Raw genomic sequence first — 21,354 nt, 5'->3', positions numbered from 1 at the left:
TTAAATTGAATACGTCCGCCTTTTACTAACATTATAAATTAACAATTAATAAACTCACTACTATATCGTCTTTTTAATGATGTCAATAAGTTTTCTTTTTGTCCCCCTTGGAGCATAGGTAACATCCACGATAGGGTTTCCTGTAAAAAATCGATACCAGATTAAAGCAGCAGCGAAACGTCCATAATCTAGGGTAAGGTGATAACCATCTCTACATAGAGAAGAGCCATCATTCAAATAATCAAATTCCTTTGTTTCTGTACGCAGCTTTTGGATTGCATCACCAACTGGTATGATTGGTAAATCATATTTCTTAGCATAATGCTCACTTGCATTCCATATCTTTTCATACATAACCTCTTGTTTGTTATCATATCGAATAAAATCTTGATGCGTAGAATCTTGCTCATATGCCCAGGTTCTATGTAAGATAATCTTTGCTGACGGATTCCTCTGCTTTATATGTTCTATAAGTTGCCCTAAAAATGGTTCATAAGAATCTTCAATCCCAGATAAACCGCTCACTTGTTGTACTGTAATGTAATCCCAATCTTTATATCGAAGCGCCTCTTGTATCGAGATCTTCCTTAATGCCTTTCCATCTTTCTGAAAATCATACTCTTTTAACTCGCCTGTTAAACACTCCATGTGTCTCTCAAGGCTGCAACCACCAATGTAGAGATTCCTTACATAAAGTTCACCTTGTGATACTCTTTGTAAATAACAGGTTGCATCTTCTGAAAAACTATTTCCAATCGCCAAAATTTTCATTAAAGTAATCCTCCATATATATTTTTGTCAATCCTAGTGGTAAAGTTACTGCTTGGAATTACTATAAATGTATCATATAATTTCAGATTCTGAAAGAGTTTTAGCCAATTGACTCATGTTTTTTTAACTAACAAACCAGCCATTCTTAATATATGCTTTGCATTTGTTGTTCTACATCTTCCTTGCTTTATTTTATAATCAAAATACAGCTCATTATTTCTATAGAATTCTTCAAAATGATAATTATTACCTAATATTATGGAGTTTTCTTCCAGACTACATAATTCAATGAGTTGTTACTAAAGATATGATATGATTTTTATTTAAAACCTTGATAATCTCGGTTGCTCCAACAATTCTATCAGCAGAATTCGTACCTTTGAATATCTCATCTATTAAAACTAACATTGGTTTCTTTTTATAAGAGTATTCTATGATTTGCTTTATTCTTAATACCTCGGCATAAAATGTTGAGATTCCTTTTGTAACATCATCTTGAACTCTCATGGATGTAAATATCTTCATATAAGATACTGTCATCTTATTTGCACAGACAGGGGCTCCTGCATAAGCCAAGACGCAATTTACACCTATCGTTCTCATAAATGTGGTTTTTCCAGACATATTGGAACCTGTCAAGATTCCAGTTGCTTTAGTATTTTAAAAGTATTCGATACAACCGTTTCTAATGGGATTTTTCTTCTATGTCTTTTATAATTGCGTTATTCTCTTTCATCTCATCTCCCTTTATGAATTTTATGATACATTAACTTGATTTCTTTCTATAAGTGTTCATTTAACATTTATTAACATAATATCATAGGTAACGGCTTATCGCACTATAAATCTGCTATTTGACAAAGCAAAAAGAGCGAGGCTCTTCATTTACCTCGCTCATTGCATTTAACAAACTTTATACAATTTATCTAAAAAACTAATTGCTTACACAAGATTATGACTGCCCCCATTCTACCCCTTTAACCCAGTAGTAGCTATTCCTTCTACAAAAAACTTCTGTGCTAAGAAAAATAGAATAATTAATGGTAACACAGAAAGTAATGACATGGCTAGTACCTGATTCCATGCAACATTAGCACCGATATCAAGTGACATTCTAAGAGCTAAAGACAATGGATATTTTTTAACTGAATTAATAAAAATCAAAGGATTTAAGAAATCATTCCATGTCCATAAAAATTGGAACAAACCTGCTGAAAACAGTGCTGGTTTCATCAATGGAATTAAAATTCTAACAAACACCTTAAACGTTCCACAACCATCAATATAGGCTGACTCATCAAGCTCTCTTGGTAATCCTCGAAAGAACTGTATCAACTGATATATAAAAAACGGAAAACATCCAAACAATGCTGGTATCCAAAATGGTAAGTAACTATTTAACCATTCAAGTTTATTGAATAAGGTATATCGTGGAATAATGATAACTGCATTTGGAAGCATTAACGTACCAATTAGTATACTAAACATTATCTTTTTCAACGGAAAGTTAAAACGTGCAAATCCATATGCAATGATTGCACTTGACATAACAGTGAACAAAACTACTGGTATCACAAGTTCGAAGGTATTCTTAAAATAATTGGTATATGTAATCTTACCATTTCCAATCCAACCGTTAACATAGGCGTCAAAACGAAAGGACTCAGGCCAAAATTTTATAGAACCAAATAGTTCTGCATTTGTCTTAAAGGTTGATAAAAATAACCAAACGATCGGAAAGACCATGAATATCCCAAAAAAGATTAAAAATGCATATGCACCAATATTTTTATACTTACTTTTCTTCATCACTTTAATCCGCCTTTCCTTAATCATCATAATGAACCCAACGATTTGATGTCTTAAATAATACAATGGTCATTATCATAATTAATACAAACATTACCCATGAAACAGCACTTGCGTATCCCATTTTAAAATTACTAAACGCTTCGGTATATAATTTCATCCCTAGCACATAGGTAGATTTATTAGGTCCGCCATTGGTAATGACAAAGGCTGAGGTAAAGTTCTGGAATGCCTGTATGGTTTGCATAATTAAATTAAAGAATAAGATTGGAGAAATTGCGGGGAATGTTATTTTCCAATACATTCTCCATTTATTAGCGCCATCCACACTAGCTGCCTCATACAGTTCCTTAGGAACAGCTTTTAATGCAGCTAATAATAGCACCATGGAGGAGCCAAACTGCCAGATTTCTAATAAGCAGATAGTTGGTAACGCGGTCTTAGGATCACCAATCCAATTAGGGCCTACAATACCGACTTGTGCTAACATTTTATTTATAACGCCATCACTCATAAACATCAATTTCCATAGAATCGATACTGCGATACTGCCACCCATCAACGAAGGTATGTAGTAAATAGTTCGTACAATATTAATTCCTTTCAGTTTTTGATTTAAAATAAGTGCAACAATCATTGCCATAATTAATTTACCGGGTACCGTCATGAATACATACCCAAACGTAACAAAAACAGACTTATAAAATTCTTTATCGATTTTGAATAAACGAATATAGTTATCAAAGCCGATAAACTCCATACTCGCAATATTATATTTGGTAAATGAATAAATCAAGGAACTTATGAAAGGATAAGCTTGAAAAATGAGTAAGCCTATAACCCAAGGTGCTACATATACAAGGCCCATGTAATCACGTTTTTTATATTTTTTATCTTTCACAACAGCATTTGTATCTATTTTCATATAAATCTCCATTCTACCGCAAACCCGCGAATTTGGATGTTAGCACAAATTTGCAGTTAAATTGTTTCACAATTCAGCCCTGTAATTCGTTCTTAACAAGCATACAAATTAGGATTAACCTACTTCCCATTCAATGAATCTAGACAGATGGGGTTGTCGTAAAACATTTTTTATTTACGACAACCCCACTGAAATTAAAGAATTATTGTTGAGATAAGAAATCCTCTATTAATACAATTGCCTCATCAGCTACTTTTTCAGGAGTGCTGTTACCATACGCAATACTTTCTACCATATCAACTAAAATTTGAGCAATTTCAGAGCCAGTCGTATAGCCATGCTCAGAAATACCATTGCAAGCAGATGCATAATTCACTGCGTCTGTAACAAGAGTTGTGATTAATTGATTTTTATCAAGAAGTACACGGTTGTATTCTTTTGCTGGTACTGATCTTAAATCTTTCAATGTTAAGATGGATTCGTCACAATTAAAGAAGAAATCCCAAAAAGCTGCTGCAACTTCTGGATATTTACATGTTTTTGCTGTTGCCATTACCTGTGGTGGTGCAGTTAAATATCCATCGTTTAATCTTCCTTCAGGAAGTGGAACTTGAACAGAGATAAAGTTTTTATCTTGTCCGCCATAGGAATTCGATAAGTTATTTGCAGTAGATGCAAATCCAAGTGCTGCTACAAAATCACCAGATACCCATTTTGTATTAGTCTCAGTTGCATTATAAAAAGGTGCACTTTCTTGTGCTGGTTGAACTGTCTTTGAATCATATAATAACTTAACGTAATCTAACACTTCTACTAACTGTTCTTTTGTAAAACTCATCTTCTTTTCAGAATCAACAATAAATGGATGACCAGTTTTTTGCATGATCATAGGACGAATTACTTGCTCTGCAATACGTAATGTATCAAGATTTAAAAAATACATGTTTGGATCATAAGCATTTACTTGCTTTCCAATTTCAATTAAAGAATCCCATGTTAATTGGCTACTATAATCAATACCAATTTTGTCAGCTAATGTTGTATTTAAAACAAGTGCTGCTCCAGCAGTTCCAGTTGGTACAGCAAACACTTTTCCATCAACAACGCCATAGTTATTTAATAAATTATAGTCGAAACCAGAAATATCAAAATAATCAGAATAATCATTATAGTCGATGAAGTAGTCACCATTTTGAACTAATTCAGAGAACCAAGCTGGATCACATTGAATTAAATCAGCAGCAGTATTACTATAAAGCTGAGTAACTAATTTCTCTTTATATCCTTCATTTCCACCATATTCAGGTTCGATGGTTACGTTTGGATACAATTCCATAAATTTATCAATAACTTCTAACGTTGCATTGTTTCGTTCATCGCCACCCCACCACATAAAACGTAATGTTACTTTATCATCAGTAATGTTTTTCTTTTCATATCCTGATTCAGTAACTTTTACTTCTTCAGTAGTTGTTGGAGATGGAGCTTGCGTGTTCTTATCAGTGATGTCGTCTGATTTTTTCCCACATCCTGTGGCTAAACCAGTTACTAAGACTACGGATAGAGCCAATGATAATAATTTTTTCATTCTCATATTGTTGTCCCCCATTATTTTTATATGTTTATTATAACGGATGAAGCCAGCCTTTCAAAGGTATCCGCGTTTTGATAAAGTCTCTTTCGTATACTTAAATTTTAAGAAAGGTATCATTTCTTGTCATTTGGTATCATTCATTTCTTTACCATTCCTTGGCAGTGGCAATACAAAGATATCATGTTATAATTAATTGATAAACGTACAAGAAAGGTGCGATTCACATGTATCAATTAATTATTATTGACGATGAGGAAAATATTTGCCAGGGAACTGCTCATATTTTCCCGTGGGATATGGTAGGTTTACAAGTTGCTGCAACCTTTACAAGTGGTAAGCAGGCACTTGAATATGTACATAAAAATCATGTCGATGTTATCTTAACCGATATTCGTATGCCTCTGATGTCAGGCCTCGAAATTGCGAAGGAAATTAACCTTTTCAATCCAGACATAAAAGTAGTATTTATGAGTGGTTTTAGTGACTTTAACTACATGAAAGAAGCACTGTTACACTCTGTTAGTGACTATTTATTAAAACCAATACGTTATGACGAATTATTAACTTGCTTTCAAAGAATTAAAGAGCAGCTAGATTCAAAATTATGCATTAAAGAAGCAGAGGTTCAACCGTCCTATTATCAACAAATAGTTACTACCACTATGAATTACATAAAAGAAAATGTAAAAGATGCAACCTTAGAGTCAGCTGCCATTCATGTTAACATGAGCCCAAGCTATCTCTCTAGATTAATAAAGGAGAAATCCGGAGTAAACTTCTCTACTCATCTATTGAATTGTAGAATGAAGAAAGCTGCTAAACTGCTGCGAGGAATTGAATATAAGCAATATGAAATCGCATTTTTAGTGGGCTACGATAATCCCAAAAATTTTTCAAGGGCATTTAAACAATACTACGGAGTTACTCCAAAAGAGTTTAGGGAAAGTGAGCTAGTGAATGATTTTGACCTTAGTTCTAAGGGGAATATTAATGAAGCGTAAATTATTTATACATCGTTTTTTTACATACTTTTCCATACTTTTGATCCCTATCATTTTTACCTTACTTTTTTATTCCTTTGTAACAATTAAGGATTTAAAGCGCCAAGGGCAAGCGAATACTGTATCTTCCTTAACCGCATATAATAGTATTTTAGAGACAGCGCTTGGTAACGCGACCTATCAAAGCAATTTATTTACTAGTGCTCCAAGAATCACTCTAAGCTTAAAAAAAATCTTATCAAAAAATGAAATGACTTATTCAGAAATTGTTCTATTTAATAATTTACAAGCAATCTTAAATTCCTCTTTGAATTCAAATTTGTTTATTGATTCTATCTACGTAAGTCTTGATTTTTATAGTCGATATTTACGCTCTGGTATAGGGATTCAAAATATTGCAGAATGTTCTGATCAGGATTGGTATACAAGGTACCTAGATTATGATGGTACTCGTAAAATTTGGACCTGTAGAAGAACCTTTTATGAGTATGGTCGTGAAAAAGAAGTTATTACTGTTTACATGCGGCTTTCTTTAGCACACGGTGTATTTGCTGTTAATCTAGATATAAATCGTTTGGCAAATTTCTTCCTGCAGTCAAGCTTTTTAGAGAAGGAACATATTATCTTATTAAATGACAAAAATGAATTGATTTTATCGAATGAGACGAAAGGACTTAATTTTGACCTTGTAGATTATCTAAATGAGGGAAAACTAAGTCTAGATGCTTTAGAACAGTTAACCCCAACCCGTTTTACTCTAAATAATAAAGAGTATTACATCACCCTAAAATCATCGCATCAGTATGGCTTAAATACATTATCCATAATTGCTACAAAAGATTACAATATCTTAGGCAATTATTTTAAAACTACTATGCTACTATTAGCTATCTGTTGTATCGTATTAGCATTATTTATCGCAACACTTATTACATATAAAAATATACAACAGTTTAATCATCTGATAACTGTCTTAAGTAATGCTGAGAAGGGGATTTTTCACATAGAGAATGACAAGCGCTATCGCTTAACTGATGAGTATGACTTAATCTTTAATGAGGTTATTCATACATTTATTAAAAACGATTATTTAAAAACACAAATAGCGGAAAAACAATATAAAAAGCAAACAGCAGAATTGATTGCATTACAACTGCAAATCAACCCGCATTTCCTGTTTAATACTTTACAATTGCTAGATTTAGAAGCTTATCAACAAACCAAAGTACCAACAAGCATAAATACAATCATTCAAGAGCTTTCAACAATTTTAAAATATGCGCTAGGTGATCCGCAATCCATTGTAACGTTAAGGGAGGAACTTGAGCATTTAAGAGCTTATGTTGATATCAATTACCGAAGATACTGTAATATGTTCATCGTATACTACGATTACGAAGAAGAGATTTCAGATTATTATTTATTTCGAATTCTATTACAACCATTAATCGAAAACAGTCTATATCATGGGATACGTCCACTCAATGGTTCCAGGCAAGGATATATTAAACTCAAAATTTATGAAAGAGATAATTACCTTAATTTTTATATTATTGATAATGGAATAGGCATGGATACCGAAGAATTGCAACAGTTAAATGAGTTATTGAAACCATCTGATATTACGACTAAACATATCGGACTAGCCAATACCAATCGAAGGCTGATCCTAAACTTTGGTATGGATAGTGCGTTAAAGATCCGAAGTAAGAAAAATTATGGAACAATTATTTCGTTTCGGATACCAGTAATGAAAACTAAGGATGAGTGGGTTGTAAAAGTTTCTTATTTCTAGGCAAACTTTTGCTAGTATGTGTACACTCAATAATGCCTTTGTATGAAGATTATCCAAGAAAAGAAAACAGTATCATCTTAGAGATATCTGCTTTCTTTTTTGTGGATTTGTAAATAAAAATTGCATCTTATTCTTTTTTTAGCTCATGATTAGATCTAGTAATACTTATTCTATGACTCTTCTAAAAGTACTAATTTTTCAGCATTCCGTTATAATTAATTTCCTGTGAATCAGATTATAATTACAAAATGCACTTACTGTCTGTAATGTCGCACTAAATTCTGCTTTTTCGTTTGTGAAATCATCTACCTCATTACCTAATCGATCAATCTGACAATTACATAAATCAATTTAGGAACTATAATTTTATGGAATAGTAGTGATAATCATAGGGGGTGGATCAAATACTTTATTCGTAATTATAATATTATTATTATCTATAAGCATATAATTATAGGTAAAAAACATCGTTTCACCATTATTCTGGGCATACTCAACTACTAAAAAAACATCATTTATTGTTGATAATACTACCATGTTTTTACCTTCTATAATGATAGTCTCATAATATTTTTTATCTTCTTTTGTTGTTAAATTAATAGTAGCTGCACTAATAAATAAAGTCACAGTGATAATATATGAAATTAGTCCTACTCCATTTATTAACTTTCTAATTTTGATATGTTTTATACTATTTACCTCTTGATTATTACTAATAATTAAAATAGATAGTAAAGTAATTATAATCATTGCAATTACTATAAAATATGAATTATTATTTATCCAAGTTGTAACATACTCAGGAATTTGAAATTTATTATCAATTAGCTCAAAAACTGTAACCAAATTCAAAGTATTAATTAGACCCAAAACATATCCTGTGAATATTATTAGACCTGCAATAATTATGTTATTAAATCTTTTATTAAATCCACCTCTTTTTAATAAATATTTCTTAATTAATAATGGGCTAAAAAAAATTATTAAACAAAAAAATAAAATAATTATATCTGATTTATTATTACCATCATTATTATAGAAATACTTCCCAGGTATTTTATAAACTTTTTCACAATTATGCTGATACAGTAATATATGTATTTTATTTATAATTAAAAATATAACTCCTAGAATTGCTGTACTGGTTCCAACAAAATAGCTTAATTTCTCCCAGTCTATCACGATTAGCCTCTTTAATTTACTTACTTTTCTATCTTCCAAATCAGTATAGCTATTATTATCTATTAATTTATCTTCCATTTTTTGTATTTTGTTTTTTATTACATTTTTTGTATTTTTTATTTTATTTTTTCTCTTTTTTGAATTCTTTATTTTTTTCTTCATGTCTACCTCGAGATTAAATTTTTTCTAGTTTTTAGATTTTTCCTTGCTAAATGAAAACACAAAACTGTAAATCCTGCAAAAAAGAATTCAACAAAAATCCAAAATCCTATCATGGTCAAAGGTAATGCTGTTGTAACATCATCTCCATAGTAGTATAAATCAATTTCATTCTCTCTATGACTTGGAAATATTCCGCCGATATTTAATACATGATAGGAGCCATCATCTTTCTGTATCATTATCCTATCTGTTTTCTCTTTAAAGCCGGTGGTAATTATATTACCATTATACTTTAGTATGACTTCCTTAATATTTAAAGTTACAGTAAAAAAGAAAAGGAATGTTGATATAATTGTAAGTACTATCCATAAACTAGCATTCGATATTCGTTCTTTTCTGTCCTCCTTTTCATCATAATATCCATCCTGACGTTCCATCGTATCACCTCTCAATTCTTTACCATGTAAAGATAACTTCGTCTAACGTATATTCAGTTCCCCATATCTTTGCTCTTCTTATCATAGGTTTAATATTTTCACTAAATTTAACCATCTATGTAATATTTTATAACAATTTTGTTTTTTGTCAATTTATGTTGCGTGAATGAGGTGAATTCGTGTTTGAGTATGTTTTTGTAGAAATAAGCAATTTAATTAGAAAACTAAAAGAAATAAAAAAGAAGCAAGAATCTTTTTTTTCGGATTCCTGCTATCCCATATTATTATGTATCATTTACATAAGATTCTGTATAAAAGAGAGCCTTTCTGCAATGATACTATAAATACTTTTTTAGTTCTATTAAATAATCTACTACCGCCTTTGAATTTGTCTCAATTTCATGTAATAAATTCTCCGCAGTTCCTTTATTACCGCTATTGTATTCCTGTATTGCCTTTTTTGCTATGATATGAACATTTGAATGAGGTAGTTCCATTTTCACAAGTAAGTTTCTTATTCGTTCGTCATTCTGATTCAGAGTTGATACCCACTTTCCTAACCTACACTCGTGATGATCTCCGGCATCTGCTGCATCAATCGTAATATAACCTAAAATCATATTATAGATTCTCCACTTCCACATCAGATGATCGGCTATGCTCATTTCAATCATGGTATTTGCATCAACGTTCTCTGTACAACATAATGCCTGGATTCTAATCTCATCAATTTGTTGAGATATCTCGAAAAATGCTTGACCAGTTCTATCTGAATTATTTCTTAATTTCTCCGTTTTTTCATAAATTATCTGGATAATTGACGACATTTCCTGGGTCGTTGCTGTCTGTTCCTCCACATCTGCTAAAATTGATGCGAAGCTATCCTCTACAAGATTCATGCTTGCATAAATTTCTTTAATATCCCCAGTTGCTTCATTAATTGCTATTTTAGTGCTACCAAAATCGTTAACAACATGGTCTATCTCACCAGAAGCCTCTAAAGTTTTATCGCTAAGATCTTTCACAATATCTTTAATAATATCTACTTTCTCCTTCGTGCTTTCAGAAAGCTTCTTTATTTCACTTGCAACCACACTAAAGCCTTTTCCATGCTCACCAGCCCTAGCAGCTTCTATAGAGGCATTCAAGGACAATAAATTTGTTTGATCAGCAACGGATTTAATAATATTAACCAATTCATTGATTTTAACGGTTTCTTCTGTTACCTTTGCCATAATTTCCTTTACAGTGCTAATTCCGTTAATATCACTTTCAATCTTTTCGAATGTTTTATTTACTTTGTTCAGGCACTCATTTGTTTCACCAATAGCTTGCTTAATATTTACACTAGATTCCTGCATATAATTTGATATATCTTCCGTAGCAGTAGCTATTTGCTCGCTGTTTGTAGCTGCAGCTTCCGTCATTTCTACTTGGGCCTTGGTATCCTGAATCATTTCTTTAACATAATCTAGCTTTGTTATGAATTGAAGTAAATTATTTACGATGCCAAGGGTTCCTAGTATACATGATTCTTTCTCTTCAATCCTCCTATAATACGGGTTGATTAGTTTTTCTTCCCCTTTCATCTGATCATTGCTTTGCTTTATCTTCTTTTCAAACAACATATAAATTTTCTCCTTCCAAAAAATAAATCTTTAGTATTTAAGCACTACCATCGTAATGTCAGGAATATAAAGTGATACAAGATCTTCTACTGCGATTGAGTTATAGTGCTACCTGATAATAAATCTCTTTTTCCCTTAATGTTCTATTATGTATCAATCCTGTTTATGGTATTGATAAAAAAATGTTATTATAGAAAGAATATTGCTAAAATTTAAAATTCTCATCTCCCATTTGGGTTTATTTCGTAATATTACAAAAAAAGCAAAGAAACAGACAATCACATGCCTAATTTCTTTGCTCATTCTTAAGGGCTGTTGTTTTACAAAAACCCATAATCTATAACAGTTTTTTACTTCAGTTTATATTTACCAACTACTTTGTTCAAGTTATTAGCGATATCCTGCTGTTCCTTTGACATTTCAGTAACATTTTTTACTACTTCGGAAACTTCAAATACAGAACCTCTTATCTGTATACTACTTTCAGAAACATTTTGAACAGACTCCGCAATACTTTGAATTGCTTCATTTACCTCGCCCATAATATAGCTAACACTATTCGTCATTTCTGAAATTTTACTGGAATTGTTCTCAATTGCCAACGCATCATTACCATATTGTTTTGCAATACCAACAAAACTATTATAATCTGGAGTGACGGTATTTTGAATAAAATCAAGTAAGTTCTTAGCTTCGTCAGTTAAATTATTGAATGCTTTCTGTACATCTATTATAGTATTCTGAATTCCTCCTACTGCATCTGTTGTAGCATTCGCAAGCTTTCCAATTTCATTCGCTACAACTGAAAAACTTTTTCCATGTTCTCCAGCACGCGCAGCTTCAATAGAGGCATTTAAAGATAGAAGATTAATTTGTCTTGCTATTCCAGATATAACTTCTGCCATTATATTAATGTTCTCAACAACTTTTGCATTTTCAATACTTTTGGCTAGATTTTCATTAAACTCACCACTTAAATTAGCAAGCTAATTTTGAAGAGGGTCGTACTCATGTTGTAAGGTACTTCTTTTGTACAATCTTATCTTGCTATTCTTGATTTTGCAATATATATTATGGTAAACTATGGCCTTGGAATACTCTACTGATGTTATGGTACAAGATAGCTTAATTTTATAAGATTTTTTTGTATATGCAAATTATTATCTGGATGAACGGATATGCTATTAAAGATTCAATCAGTAGGATTTATTAAAATTGAAATAAGATTAAGATGTTATCTTTATACGGTAAAAAGATAATATCTAAGTTGGAGGTTTTATGCAAGAATACTTATTCCCCATAAAAATTGCAATACTTACATTTCCATTCCTTGCCTTTTTATTCACATTTCCTTTTGCAATTTTTCAATATAAAAAGCATGGATATATTAACAAGTTTCGCACATTTATTTTATATTCATTTCTATTGTATCTATTAGTAGCTTATTACCTGGTTATTTTACCTTTACCTCATGTAAGAGATGTTAAAAGTTTGCAGTCTCCGGATACTAAGTATTTTAACTTAATACCATTTAAATTTGTTTCTAATATTATAAAGGAAACCGGTGTAAATATTAAAGCACCTTCCACTTATAAATATCTTTTAACAGAAAGAGCTTTTTTGCAAGTGGCATTTAATGCAATTTTACTTACGCCTCTTGGAATTTACTTAAGATACTACTTTAAGAAGAATATAAAACAAACTCTGGTTATTACTTTTTTAGTTTCATTATTTTTTGAGATAACACAGCTCACAGCATTATATGGAATATATAATGCGCCTTATAGAATTTTTGATGTAGATGACTTGTTCTTAAATACATTTGGTGGTTATTTAGGATATATCATCGCCCCAGCGTTTACTTTCTTTCTTCCTAATATGAATGAGTTAGATAAAGTAAATCCTGAAGAACTAAGAGTTGGCTATTTCAGACGGCTGTTAGCTTTTTTAATTGATATTTTTATTGTTGGATTGATACCAAATGGAAATGACAATATTTTATTAGATGCAGTTATCTATTTTGTATACTTTATATTAATTGTTTACTTTACTAACGGTAGAACTATTGGAAAATGGCTGACATCAGTTAGCGTAAAAGGGCAACAAGATAAATTAAGGTTTAAAGAAGTGCTAGTAAGATATGGTATTCTATATTTTATAATATTTGGTAGTAACAAATATCTGTATATTATATATGGGCAATACAACGGCACAGATATCGGATATGGTGGAGTTATTATATTTATGATTCAATTCGTTTTGAATATATTAATTGCAATCCATATATTCCTCTGTGTTTTAAAGAAAAGCAGATTCTTTTATGAAAAAATTAGTAAAACTCGTTTAGTAATATCGAGAAAATAGAAATCTTGTTATGTTGTATGTATTCACAGCATTAAGCGCTGGTCCAACTATTTTAAATGCACTGAAAAATCAACAAGAAACAAATAGCTACTATCGTCTTAGATAAAAAAGCACCTCAGACTCAGCAATCCTTTCATTAATTGCCACTTCTATAGGCAAACAGCTTTAGCATTCAAGGTTTACAGTAGTAAGCAAAAAGGAATAAAAAATAGACTCTCCTTACCTAAGCACTTTTTCAGGTAGGGAGAGTCTATTGAGTCTAATATAATAGTTCAACTTATTAAATAATCTACTGTTTTTTATGCCTGTACAGAAATACTACTCTACCTTTTCGAATCCTGATTTTTCAAGCAATTCAATACTCTTTTTCATGCTAATTTTTCCGCTTATATTCCCTTCGAATTGAGATCCAATCAGCTTGGCAATCTCTTCTGTTTTGGCTATCGAATAATCCACTGACACTGTTTCAATCGCAGAATCTTCCGTATATTCTATCTTCTCCTCTACACCTTTGATTCCCCATTCATGTTTGTCTTTGCATGACCTTCACTTTGGCATTTATATTCCTTTCAATTTACCACATAATGTAATAAATTTCAATCTAGCAAATCATAACTTGTACATACATATATAGACCATACTTTTAAATTATAAAAGGAAGCGGGAAGATTTTTCAGATGGACATTTTTCATCTATAACTTATTGTCTTATTTACAACGAAATTATTCATGATATAATATGCTCTGATAATAATATAATTATAATGCAAAATATAGTTTTGGTGTTACCGAATAATACTGCTAAAAGGGAGTTCTACTTATGTCCGAATCACTAATCACCAAGCAAGCTATTTCTAATGGATTAAAACAAGTAATGAAGGAAAAGACCTTTGATAAAGTAAGGATTTCAGATATAACAAAAGCTTGCGGACTAAACCGCCAAACGTTTTATTATCATTTTCAAGATAAATACGAGTTACTTCATTGGATTTTTTGTAATGAAGTTATCGTTGTATTAACAAAAGATTTGTCTCTAGATACATGGTCAGACAACTTATATCATTTATTTTGCATCTTAAAAGAGCAAAAGAGCTTTTACAAAAATGCGATAAAACACTCCTTCCATGATGAGTTTCATGATTATTTATTTCAAATTTCTACAGAAATGTTTTATACCATCATTGAACAAATGGATGAATACAAACAAATCAGCGAAAGTGATAAATTGTTTTTAGCAAAATTTTTTGCTAACGGAGAAGTTGGAAGTATTATTTCCTGGATCAATGACGAGATACCGAAATCACCAGAAGAAATGAAGGATATCATAGTTTCGCTTGTTAATGCGTGCAAAGCCTATGCTGCAAAAAGGTATATGGCAGAACATTCATAAATAGATATTAAAAAAATAGTCTAGTATCGGTTGCTGTTCTTCCCCTTTGCATAACTTCATTAAGCCCTCATAAATCACCTCTTTTTGAGCATGTTTATGAGGACTAATTTTTTCTCCAAATTCCATCAAATTTCTAACACATCGATCCGGAGAATGTTTGCGGTTACGTAAAATAATCGGAACGACAATGTCTAACATTATCAATTGATATTTCTTTTGCATCCTATTCCCCTCCCTTATTAAGATTATATAAATTGTGTATTGGTAATCCAATAGTCATAACCTCAAATTTGTCTTAAATTTAGACATTTTAATAGCGGTGTAAAAAATTACGACATTTTAAGAAATCTGTATGATTACAAAATTAAACACTCGCAATATACTGACTAGCGAGATGATAATTAGGGTGAATAAACAGAATTTAATTTAAAGTTTGTCCCATATACTTTTGGGTTAAACTTTAGAATGGAGGTTAAAATGAAAGATATTTTTAAACAAAAGAAGTATGTCCCATACTTAATTTTAATTGGTGTAATCATCGTACCCTTACTTTATAGTTACTTCTATCTAGGAGCATTTTGGGATCCTTATTCCAGTTTGAAAGATGTTCCTGTTGCAATCGTTAACGAAGATACTGGTGCAATGATTAAAGAAAACTATCATAACCTTGGTGAAGAAATGTGTGATAGATTAAAGAACGATGCAACTCTAAATTTTATTTTTACTGATGCTTCTGCTGCAGAGAATGGCTTAAAAGGGAAAAAATTCTATGCAACTATTACGATACCAAGTAACTTTTCAGAAGACATCGCATCTTTAAGCGAACCTGAAAAACAAACAGCAACAATTACTTATTCATCAAACGAAAAAAGAAACTACCTAGCAACACAGATACTAAATACGGCCGTAGCTAAGATTGAAGCATCCGTACGTTCTACGGTAAATGAGGAGATCGTAAGTACATTGTCCAATAATTTAAAAGAGACTCCAGAAAAATTAACAACTCTTTCTGAGGGATTAACTAAATTACAAAATGGTACTGCGGATTTAAAAAACGGAACCTCCTCCTTGAAAGATGGTGCTGGTACCCTAAATGAAGGTATGTCAACACTTATAACAGCAACGACATCTTTAAAGGAAGGTGCAAATTCTCTTAAGGAAGGCGCAAATTCTTTAAAAACTGGGGCAAATCAACTTGTTTCTGGCAGTACTACTTTAAAATTAGGTCTTATTTCATACGGAAGTAAATGGACTGAGTTTACAAAAGGTCTTGAGACAGTAAAAGAAGGAAGCTTAACTATAAAAACGAGTTTAGAAACACTAAATCAAGGTCTAGAAAAGCTAGAAAGCGGTGCTGTGAAGTTAGATACCGCAACAAATGGTTTATCAAGTATTGTAAATGGCTCTTCTTCACTTGCTACTGGAGTTGATACCTTACAGAATTCAATCACCTCCTATACACAAGGTGTTGATTCACTTCTTGGAAATATTTCAGACACCACTCAGGCACTCGCAGCCTATGCAAAACAAACTGGTGACCCAACCATTACTAAAATTGTAGCAAATCTAACCAATGAGAAGAATATTGCAAATCTAAATGCTCTAAAAAATGCTTCTTCTGCATTAAACACTGGTGTTAATTCTCTATCTTCTGGTATTCATACACTCTCAGATGGAGCACAAAATTTAACACAGTTAAAGAATAGTATTACTGAATTAAAAAATGGACTCATCTCCGCAAAACAAGGTGCCACTTCCTTGGCTTTAGGTGCTGGTAATTTAAATGCAGGTTTAAATACTTTATACTCTGCAGGTGGTGAATTTACAAAAGCAACCTCACAACTAACCATTGGGGCAACCTCCTTAAATAACGGATTATCCTCACTCACAAAGGGTATCGATACGCTTGCTGTAGGTTCTACATCCCTTTATAATGGCGCTGACAAATTAAACAATGGTGCTTCCTCTTTAGGTGAGGGCATGAATACCCTTATTTCTGGCGTTACTACGCTTGACGATGGCGCCAGTCAGCTTAAAGATGGTATAACGACAGCAAATGAAGGTGTTAAGACCTCCATCAATAGTGCAAGTGAACAATTGAAAGCGCTAGAAGGACTTGATACGTATGTTGGCAATCCTGTAACTGTAGAAAGCAAAGCTTATGAACCTGTACCAAACTATGGAACAGCCTTTGCTCCTTATTTTATGTCACTCTCCTTATGGGTTGGCGGACTTATGATTTTCTTTGGTATTTACTTTGACCCTGATTGCAGATTTAAGATACTTTCTAGACGCTCCAATCAAGTTATCAAACGTACTTTCGCTTACTTGATCATTGGATTACTCCAAGCTATCTTATTATGTATTGTGTTATTGGCAGGACTAGGATTAAATGTTCAGAATATTCCTTTATATTTCATTTCCTCCTGCTTGGTATCCATGGTATTCATCGCAATCATTCAATTACTGTTACTATTCTTTAGTAACATGGGAAAGTTCCTGGCTATTTTACTTTTAATATTACAATTAACTTCTTGCGGTGGTACCTTCCCTATGGAAACTGTACCAAAATTATTTAATGTTCTATACCCATTTATGCCAATGACTTATTCCGTAGGATTATTCAAGGAAGCAATTAGCGGCACAGGCAATACTTCTCTAATTCTATACAATTCTCTCATCTTATTAGGCATTTTAGCCGTAACCATTGGACTAACGATATTATTCGCTATTTTGAAGAGAAAGAATGAGAAGAATGAGTATCCATTTGGAGATGCCATGCCAGAATCTATTTAACTATTATACAAAAAAGGCTCTATAATAAATGTTGGGGTATGTGAAATTAATTCGCTACTCCAACGTTTTTTATTTTATAATAATAAAAAACCTCCCAGTGCCAGTCTCGAAACAAATCACCAGGAGGTTGCATAAATGCATAATTATTGTATCAATAAACTACTAAATTTAAAAGAGGTAAAAGTAAAAAATATAATTCATGGGGATTCCTATGTAAAAATCTTTATTGAAACAAAGGCTAGCGTACAAACTTGTCCTTGCTGTGGTCGCCATACCAAGCAAATTCATGATTACCGTTGGCAATCCATCAAGGACTTGCCCTTTCAACTAAAGCATTGTTACCTAGTTTTAAAAAAGCGACGTTATCGATGTTCTTGTGGAAAAAGATTTAGTGAAAAGTATTCTTTCCTTGCTCGTTATCAGCAAAGATCTACTCGCTTAACTCAATACATAGTAAATGAATTAAGAGATACTACTTCACTAAAATCTGTTGCTAATAAAGCCAATGTTTCATCCGCTACTATTGTAAGGATTCTAGACACAATCCATTATACTTGCCCTTCTTTAAAAGACGCGATATCCATTGATGAATATAAAGGCAATGCTGAGACTGGAAAGTATCAATGTATCATCGTTAATCCAAAGCAGCGCTCCATTATGGATATCCTTCCTGACCGCACACAACCTCACTTATCTGCCTATTTTCGGAATATAAACCGTAGCGAGCGATATCGTGTAAAATATTTTGTGTGTGATATGTGGCAGCCATATGTGGATTTAGCCCATAGCTATTTCCCCAATGCACAAGTAATTATTGATAAATATCATTTTATTCGTCAAGTCACCTGGGCAATTGAAAATGTAAGAAAGCGACTTCAAAAAACAATGCCTACTTCTTTAAGAAAATACTATAAACGAAGCCATAAACTGATTTTAACACGCTATCATAAACTAGAAGACGAATACAAAAAAGCATGTGACTTGATGCTTTATTACAATGATGACTTACGAAAAGCGCATATGTTGAAAGAATGGTTTTATGATATTTGTCAAAGTACTAAGTACTCCTTTCAGAGAACACAGTTTTACGAATGGATTCGCAATGCAGAAAGTTCTGGTATAGCAGAGTTTGAAAAATGTGCTGCCACATACCGTCACTGGGGAAAAGAAATATTAAATTCTTTTAAATATGGAATTACAAACGGACCAACAGAAGGTTTTAATAATAAGATAAAAGTTCTTAAACGTATTTCCTATGGTATTCGAAACTTTGAACGTTTCCGTACTCGTATTTTACACTCTTGTAACTAAATAACAATAGACTGGCACGAGGTTTATTTCGTATGCCCAAAAATATATGTTATAGGCCCCAAATATAAAAATAGCTCTACATCCAGTAATGGAGCATGATTGATAACAATTATACCCCAAGACTTGACATAGAGCCACAAAAAAAGCGAGCCTATGGTTCGCTTTTTTGTATAATAGAAGTTTACTGATAACTTTTTAGTTATTACTAAAATTAATATGAGTATTGCCTAAACCATTCATCAGCTTGCATTATAAGAATAAGACTCACTCTTGTAGTCTGCCTTTAAAATTAACTTAACAAATTTATTTCAGTACAAAGTATTATGGAATTATTTCCTAGATGTTTATTATCTAAGACTTGTATTAACATCCCATATCCCTTAATAAATCCCCATACCATATAATAACTTCCTGCAGACGATAAAGCTCTGATTCTCTACTGACTGTCCTCCAGATATCCTTGTAATCATAGAACCAGTATTCCAGCTCTTTGGCAAGCTCTTTCTTCACTTCCCCGTTTACTCCGTATTTTTCATGAGCAATGGTAGCAGCAATATTATTAAAGAGCTCTATTCCAGTTACAGCCACCAGATAAGCCTTTATAAGGTCTCTCTTCTCCGGTTTCATGAAAACAATACCTTCATACAGTTCTCTTTTTAATTTTTGTAAGACTTCATTGGCAACTGAAACCCTTGCAATAGTTTCCTCTGTGGCAAAGTTTGTATTCCCATATTCTTTGTACATCACAATATGCCACCAATTAAATACGGATGTAGTGGCAACTCTGGCAATTCTATCCACAAACCTCTCGCTGCTGTCCCCATACTCAATGCAGGATATTTGCCTGTTGATATCAGAGAATCCCAATTGATTCCTGTTCCAGGAAAAAGCAGCTCCGTATATAAGCCCCGTTGTTGAAAATTCTGGATGATTGATATGTCCAAAATCACCCCAATCCGTATTCAGGACTCCTAGCGCCTGATATTTATGGGCATAGGAACACATTCTTGTTATATTATGATAGGAGCTTTCTATCAGGTTAATAAACTGATTCCAGCCTCCTACTCCTGGGCATACGTATTGTACAGCTCCCGCATCAAAAAGGGCTTTTGTTTCATTCTCTCTCTGCTCCGCCGCATATCCCCAGTTCAGACAGATAACATCTTTAGGCAATTCACGGATAGTTTCCGGAAATCCTGCAATAACATCCCCCCAGAACATAGGACGTTTCCCTTTTTCTATTACAAATTCGCAAAGTTCTTTTACAAAGTCCAGATACAGTCTATGAATTCCTTTATTTTCAGCTAGTTCCCTACTCTTTCCCTTACCAAGGTCAAAGGTTTCATCTGCGCATATATTAAAATGTTCTGATGTAAATAAAGGCAGAAACTCCTCTATTTGCTTCTTTGCAAATTCAATACTTCCTTTATTGGATACATCTAAGGTGTGATGATGCATCCGGTCATTAAAAGAAAATTCTTCTTTTGCCAGTTCGGGAGCTTCACAGTAGACTCCATAGGTTTTCGTATTCAATACCTTATAAAGATGCCCAAAAGTGGACACGGAAGGCACTAGCTCAATATTCAGACGTCTGCAGTACGCATCCAACTCCATTATATCCTGAGCTGTCAAAGGTGTGTCGTCCCTCCAGACCTCACTTTGATTCTTGAAAAGGTAGCTATGTTCAATATACAATTGCAACTGGTTCATTTTGTAATAGCTTAATTTGTCTGCCAGAGCCTTAAGGCTTTCCATGGTTGGAATACGCCCTCTGGTAACATCGAAATAATATCCCCGGTTGGATATGGCTGGATAATCCTTGATTTCACAGCACGGGAGCAGAGCCCCTACCTGGGAAACCATCTGGCGCAGAGTCTGTATGCCATATAAAAGTCCCTTCTCACTTCCGAACACCAGATGTATGCCTTCCGTGCAGATATTCAAATGATATTCTTCTTCTAAGAGCGAGGTGTTATGTACCAGTAGGATATCACCTGTAGAACTCTCCCCTCTAGTAATAGCAGGAGCATAGCCCAATTGTTTTTTCAAATCCTTTTGCAAAAGTTTTGTATAATCATAAATATGTTCCGTAACTGTAGCGTCGACTATAACACTACAATGGTAATCCAATAAAAATAAGCCTTCTTTTTCTTCCCATTGCTGGGGTACCGGTAAAATATACATAATTTT

Annotated in this window: 18 protein-coding genes; 6 read left to right on the top strand and 12 right to left on the bottom strand. The window is 32.7% G+C overall.

The features are described from left to right. Positions 1-60 precede the first annotated feature (60 nt). The 5 genes from CPHY_RS03365 to CPHY_RS03345 all read right to left on the bottom strand — a co-directional run bounded on the left by CPHY_RS03365 (position 61) and on the right by CPHY_RS03345 (position 5,099). Positions 61-771, bottom strand: a complete 711-nt coding sequence (locus tag CPHY_RS03365; RefSeq protein WP_012198654.1) for a DUF4886 domain-containing protein — start codon at positions 769-771, stop codon at positions 61-63. A gap of 285 nt (positions 772-1,056) precedes the next feature. Beyond that, entirely contained in the window at positions 1,057-1,395 is a 339-nt protein-coding gene (locus CPHY_RS03360; RefSeq protein WP_012198653.1) for a MutS-related protein, read from the bottom strand. A 345-nt stretch (positions 1,396-1,740) separates the two neighbouring features. After that, a complete protein-coding gene (locus CPHY_RS03355; RefSeq protein WP_041703898.1) occupies positions 1,741-2,580 on the bottom strand; it encodes a carbohydrate ABC transporter permease in 840 nt (279 codons plus the stop codon). 19 nt (positions 2,581-2,599) lie between these two features. After that, entirely contained in the window at positions 2,600-3,505 is a 906-nt protein-coding gene (locus CPHY_RS03350; RefSeq protein ID WP_049762284.1) for a carbohydrate ABC transporter permease, read from the bottom strand. A 202-nt stretch (positions 3,506-3,707) separates the two neighbouring features. Then, on the bottom strand, positions 3,708-5,099 hold the full coding sequence (locus tag CPHY_RS03345; RefSeq protein ID WP_012198650.1) for an ABC transporter substrate-binding protein: 1,392 nt from the start codon (positions 5,097-5,099) through the stop codon (positions 3,708-3,710). A 224-nt stretch (positions 5,100-5,323) separates the two neighbouring features. Between CPHY_RS03345 and CPHY_RS03340 the strand changes: the two genes are divergently transcribed. Together CPHY_RS03340 and CPHY_RS03335 are read left to right on the top strand one after the other, a co-directional pair. Further along, a complete protein-coding gene (locus CPHY_RS03340; RefSeq protein WP_012198649.1) occupies positions 5,324-6,100 on the top strand; it encodes a response regulator transcription factor in 777 nt (258 codons plus the stop codon). Then, on the top strand, positions 6,090-7,895 hold the full coding sequence (locus tag CPHY_RS03335) for a sensor histidine kinase (protein WP_012198648.1): 1,806 nt from the start codon (positions 6,090-6,092) through the stop codon (positions 7,893-7,895). Before CPHY_RS03340 ends, CPHY_RS03335 begins: the two co-directional genes overlap by 11 nt. Before the next feature lie 366 nt (positions 7,896-8,261). On the opposite strand, the gene CPHY_RS03330 is transcribed toward CPHY_RS03335, so the two are convergent. The 4 genes from CPHY_RS03330 to CPHY_RS03315 form a co-directional block, all read right to left on the bottom strand. After that, on the bottom strand, positions 8,262-9,239 hold the full coding sequence (locus tag CPHY_RS03330) for a hypothetical protein (RefSeq protein ID WP_012198647.1): 978 nt from the start codon (positions 9,237-9,239) through the stop codon (positions 8,262-8,264). Positions 9,240-9,241: 2 nt separating this feature from the next. Beyond that, positions 9,242-9,676, bottom strand: a complete 435-nt coding sequence (locus CPHY_RS03325) for a hypothetical protein (protein ID WP_012198645.1) — start codon at positions 9,674-9,676, stop codon at positions 9,242-9,244. Between the two features lie 338 nt (positions 9,677-10,014). Next, positions 10,015-11,304: a methyl-accepting chemotaxis protein gene (locus CPHY_RS03320; protein ID WP_012198644.1), complete on the bottom strand. Its 1,290-nt coding sequence runs from the start codon at positions 11,302-11,304 to the stop codon at positions 10,015-10,017. Positions 11,305-11,654: 350 nt separating this feature from the next. After that, the gene (locus CPHY_RS03315; RefSeq protein ID WP_278183990.1) at positions 11,655-12,245 is read right to left on the bottom strand and encodes a methyl-accepting chemotaxis protein; all 591 of its coding nucleotides are present in this window, start codon (positions 12,243-12,245) and stop codon (positions 11,655-11,657) included. A 337-nt stretch (positions 12,246-12,582) separates the two neighbouring features. On the opposite strand from CPHY_RS03315, the gene CPHY_RS03310 reads away from it, so the two are divergent. Beyond that, a complete protein-coding gene (locus tag CPHY_RS03310) occupies positions 12,583-13,668 on the top strand; it encodes a VanZ family protein (RefSeq protein WP_012198642.1) in 1,086 nt (361 codons plus the stop codon). A gap of 318 nt (positions 13,669-13,986) precedes the next feature. Here the strand turns inward: CPHY_RS03310 and CPHY_RS22595 are convergent, their stop codons facing one another. Beyond that, positions 13,987-14,184 carry a DUF1307 domain-containing protein gene (locus tag CPHY_RS22595; protein WP_081428487.1) on the bottom strand — a complete coding sequence of 66 codons (198 nt, stop codon included), beginning with the start codon at positions 14,182-14,184 and terminating at the stop codon, positions 13,987-13,989. A gap of 303 nt (positions 14,185-14,487) precedes the next feature. On the opposite strand from CPHY_RS22595, the gene CPHY_RS03300 reads away from it, so the two are divergent. After that, complete coding sequence (locus CPHY_RS03300; protein ID WP_012198640.1) at positions 14,488-15,057, top strand: TetR/AcrR family transcriptional regulator C-terminal domain-containing protein; 570 nt, start codon at positions 14,488-14,490, stop codon at positions 15,055-15,057. Here the strand turns inward: CPHY_RS03300 and CPHY_RS03295 are convergent. Then, on the bottom strand, positions 15,052-15,279 hold the full coding sequence (locus CPHY_RS03295) for a hypothetical protein (protein WP_041703142.1): 228 nt from the start codon (positions 15,277-15,279) through the stop codon (positions 15,052-15,054). The genes CPHY_RS03300 and CPHY_RS03295 overlap by 6 nt on opposite strands. Positions 15,280-15,534: 255 nt before the next feature. Here CPHY_RS03295 and CPHY_RS03290 point away from each other — a divergent pair, with 255 nt between their 5' ends. Together CPHY_RS03290 and CPHY_RS03285 are read left to right on the top strand one after the other, a co-directional pair. Continuing rightward, the gene (locus CPHY_RS03290) at positions 15,535-17,853 is read left to right on the top strand and encodes a YhgE/Pip domain-containing protein (RefSeq protein WP_012198639.1); all 2,319 of its coding nucleotides are present in this window, start codon (positions 15,535-15,537) and stop codon (positions 17,851-17,853) included. A gap of 135 nt (positions 17,854-17,988) precedes the next feature. Next, positions 17,989-19,164, top strand: a complete 1,176-nt coding sequence (locus tag CPHY_RS03285) for an ISL3 family transposase (RefSeq protein ID WP_012198596.1) — start codon at positions 17,989-17,991, stop codon at positions 19,162-19,164. Between the two features lie 363 nt (positions 19,165-19,527). On the opposite strand, the gene CPHY_RS03280 is transcribed toward CPHY_RS03285, so the two are convergent. Next, entirely contained in the window at positions 19,528-21,348 is a 1,821-nt protein-coding gene (locus tag CPHY_RS03280) for a glycoside hydrolase family 20 zincin-like fold domain-containing protein (RefSeq protein ID WP_012198638.1), read from the bottom strand. Between the last annotated feature and the right edge of the window lie 6 nt (positions 21,349-21,354).

Origin of the sequence: Lachnoclostridium phytofermentans ISDg, assembly GCF_000018685.1 — a bacterium.
Taxonomy (GTDB): domain Bacteria; phylum Bacillota; class Clostridia; order Lachnospirales; family Lachnospiraceae; genus Lachnoclostridium; species Lachnoclostridium phytofermentans.
Note: the sequence above shows the minus strand (reverse complement) of the source record. Positions and strands in the feature narration are given on the sequence as shown.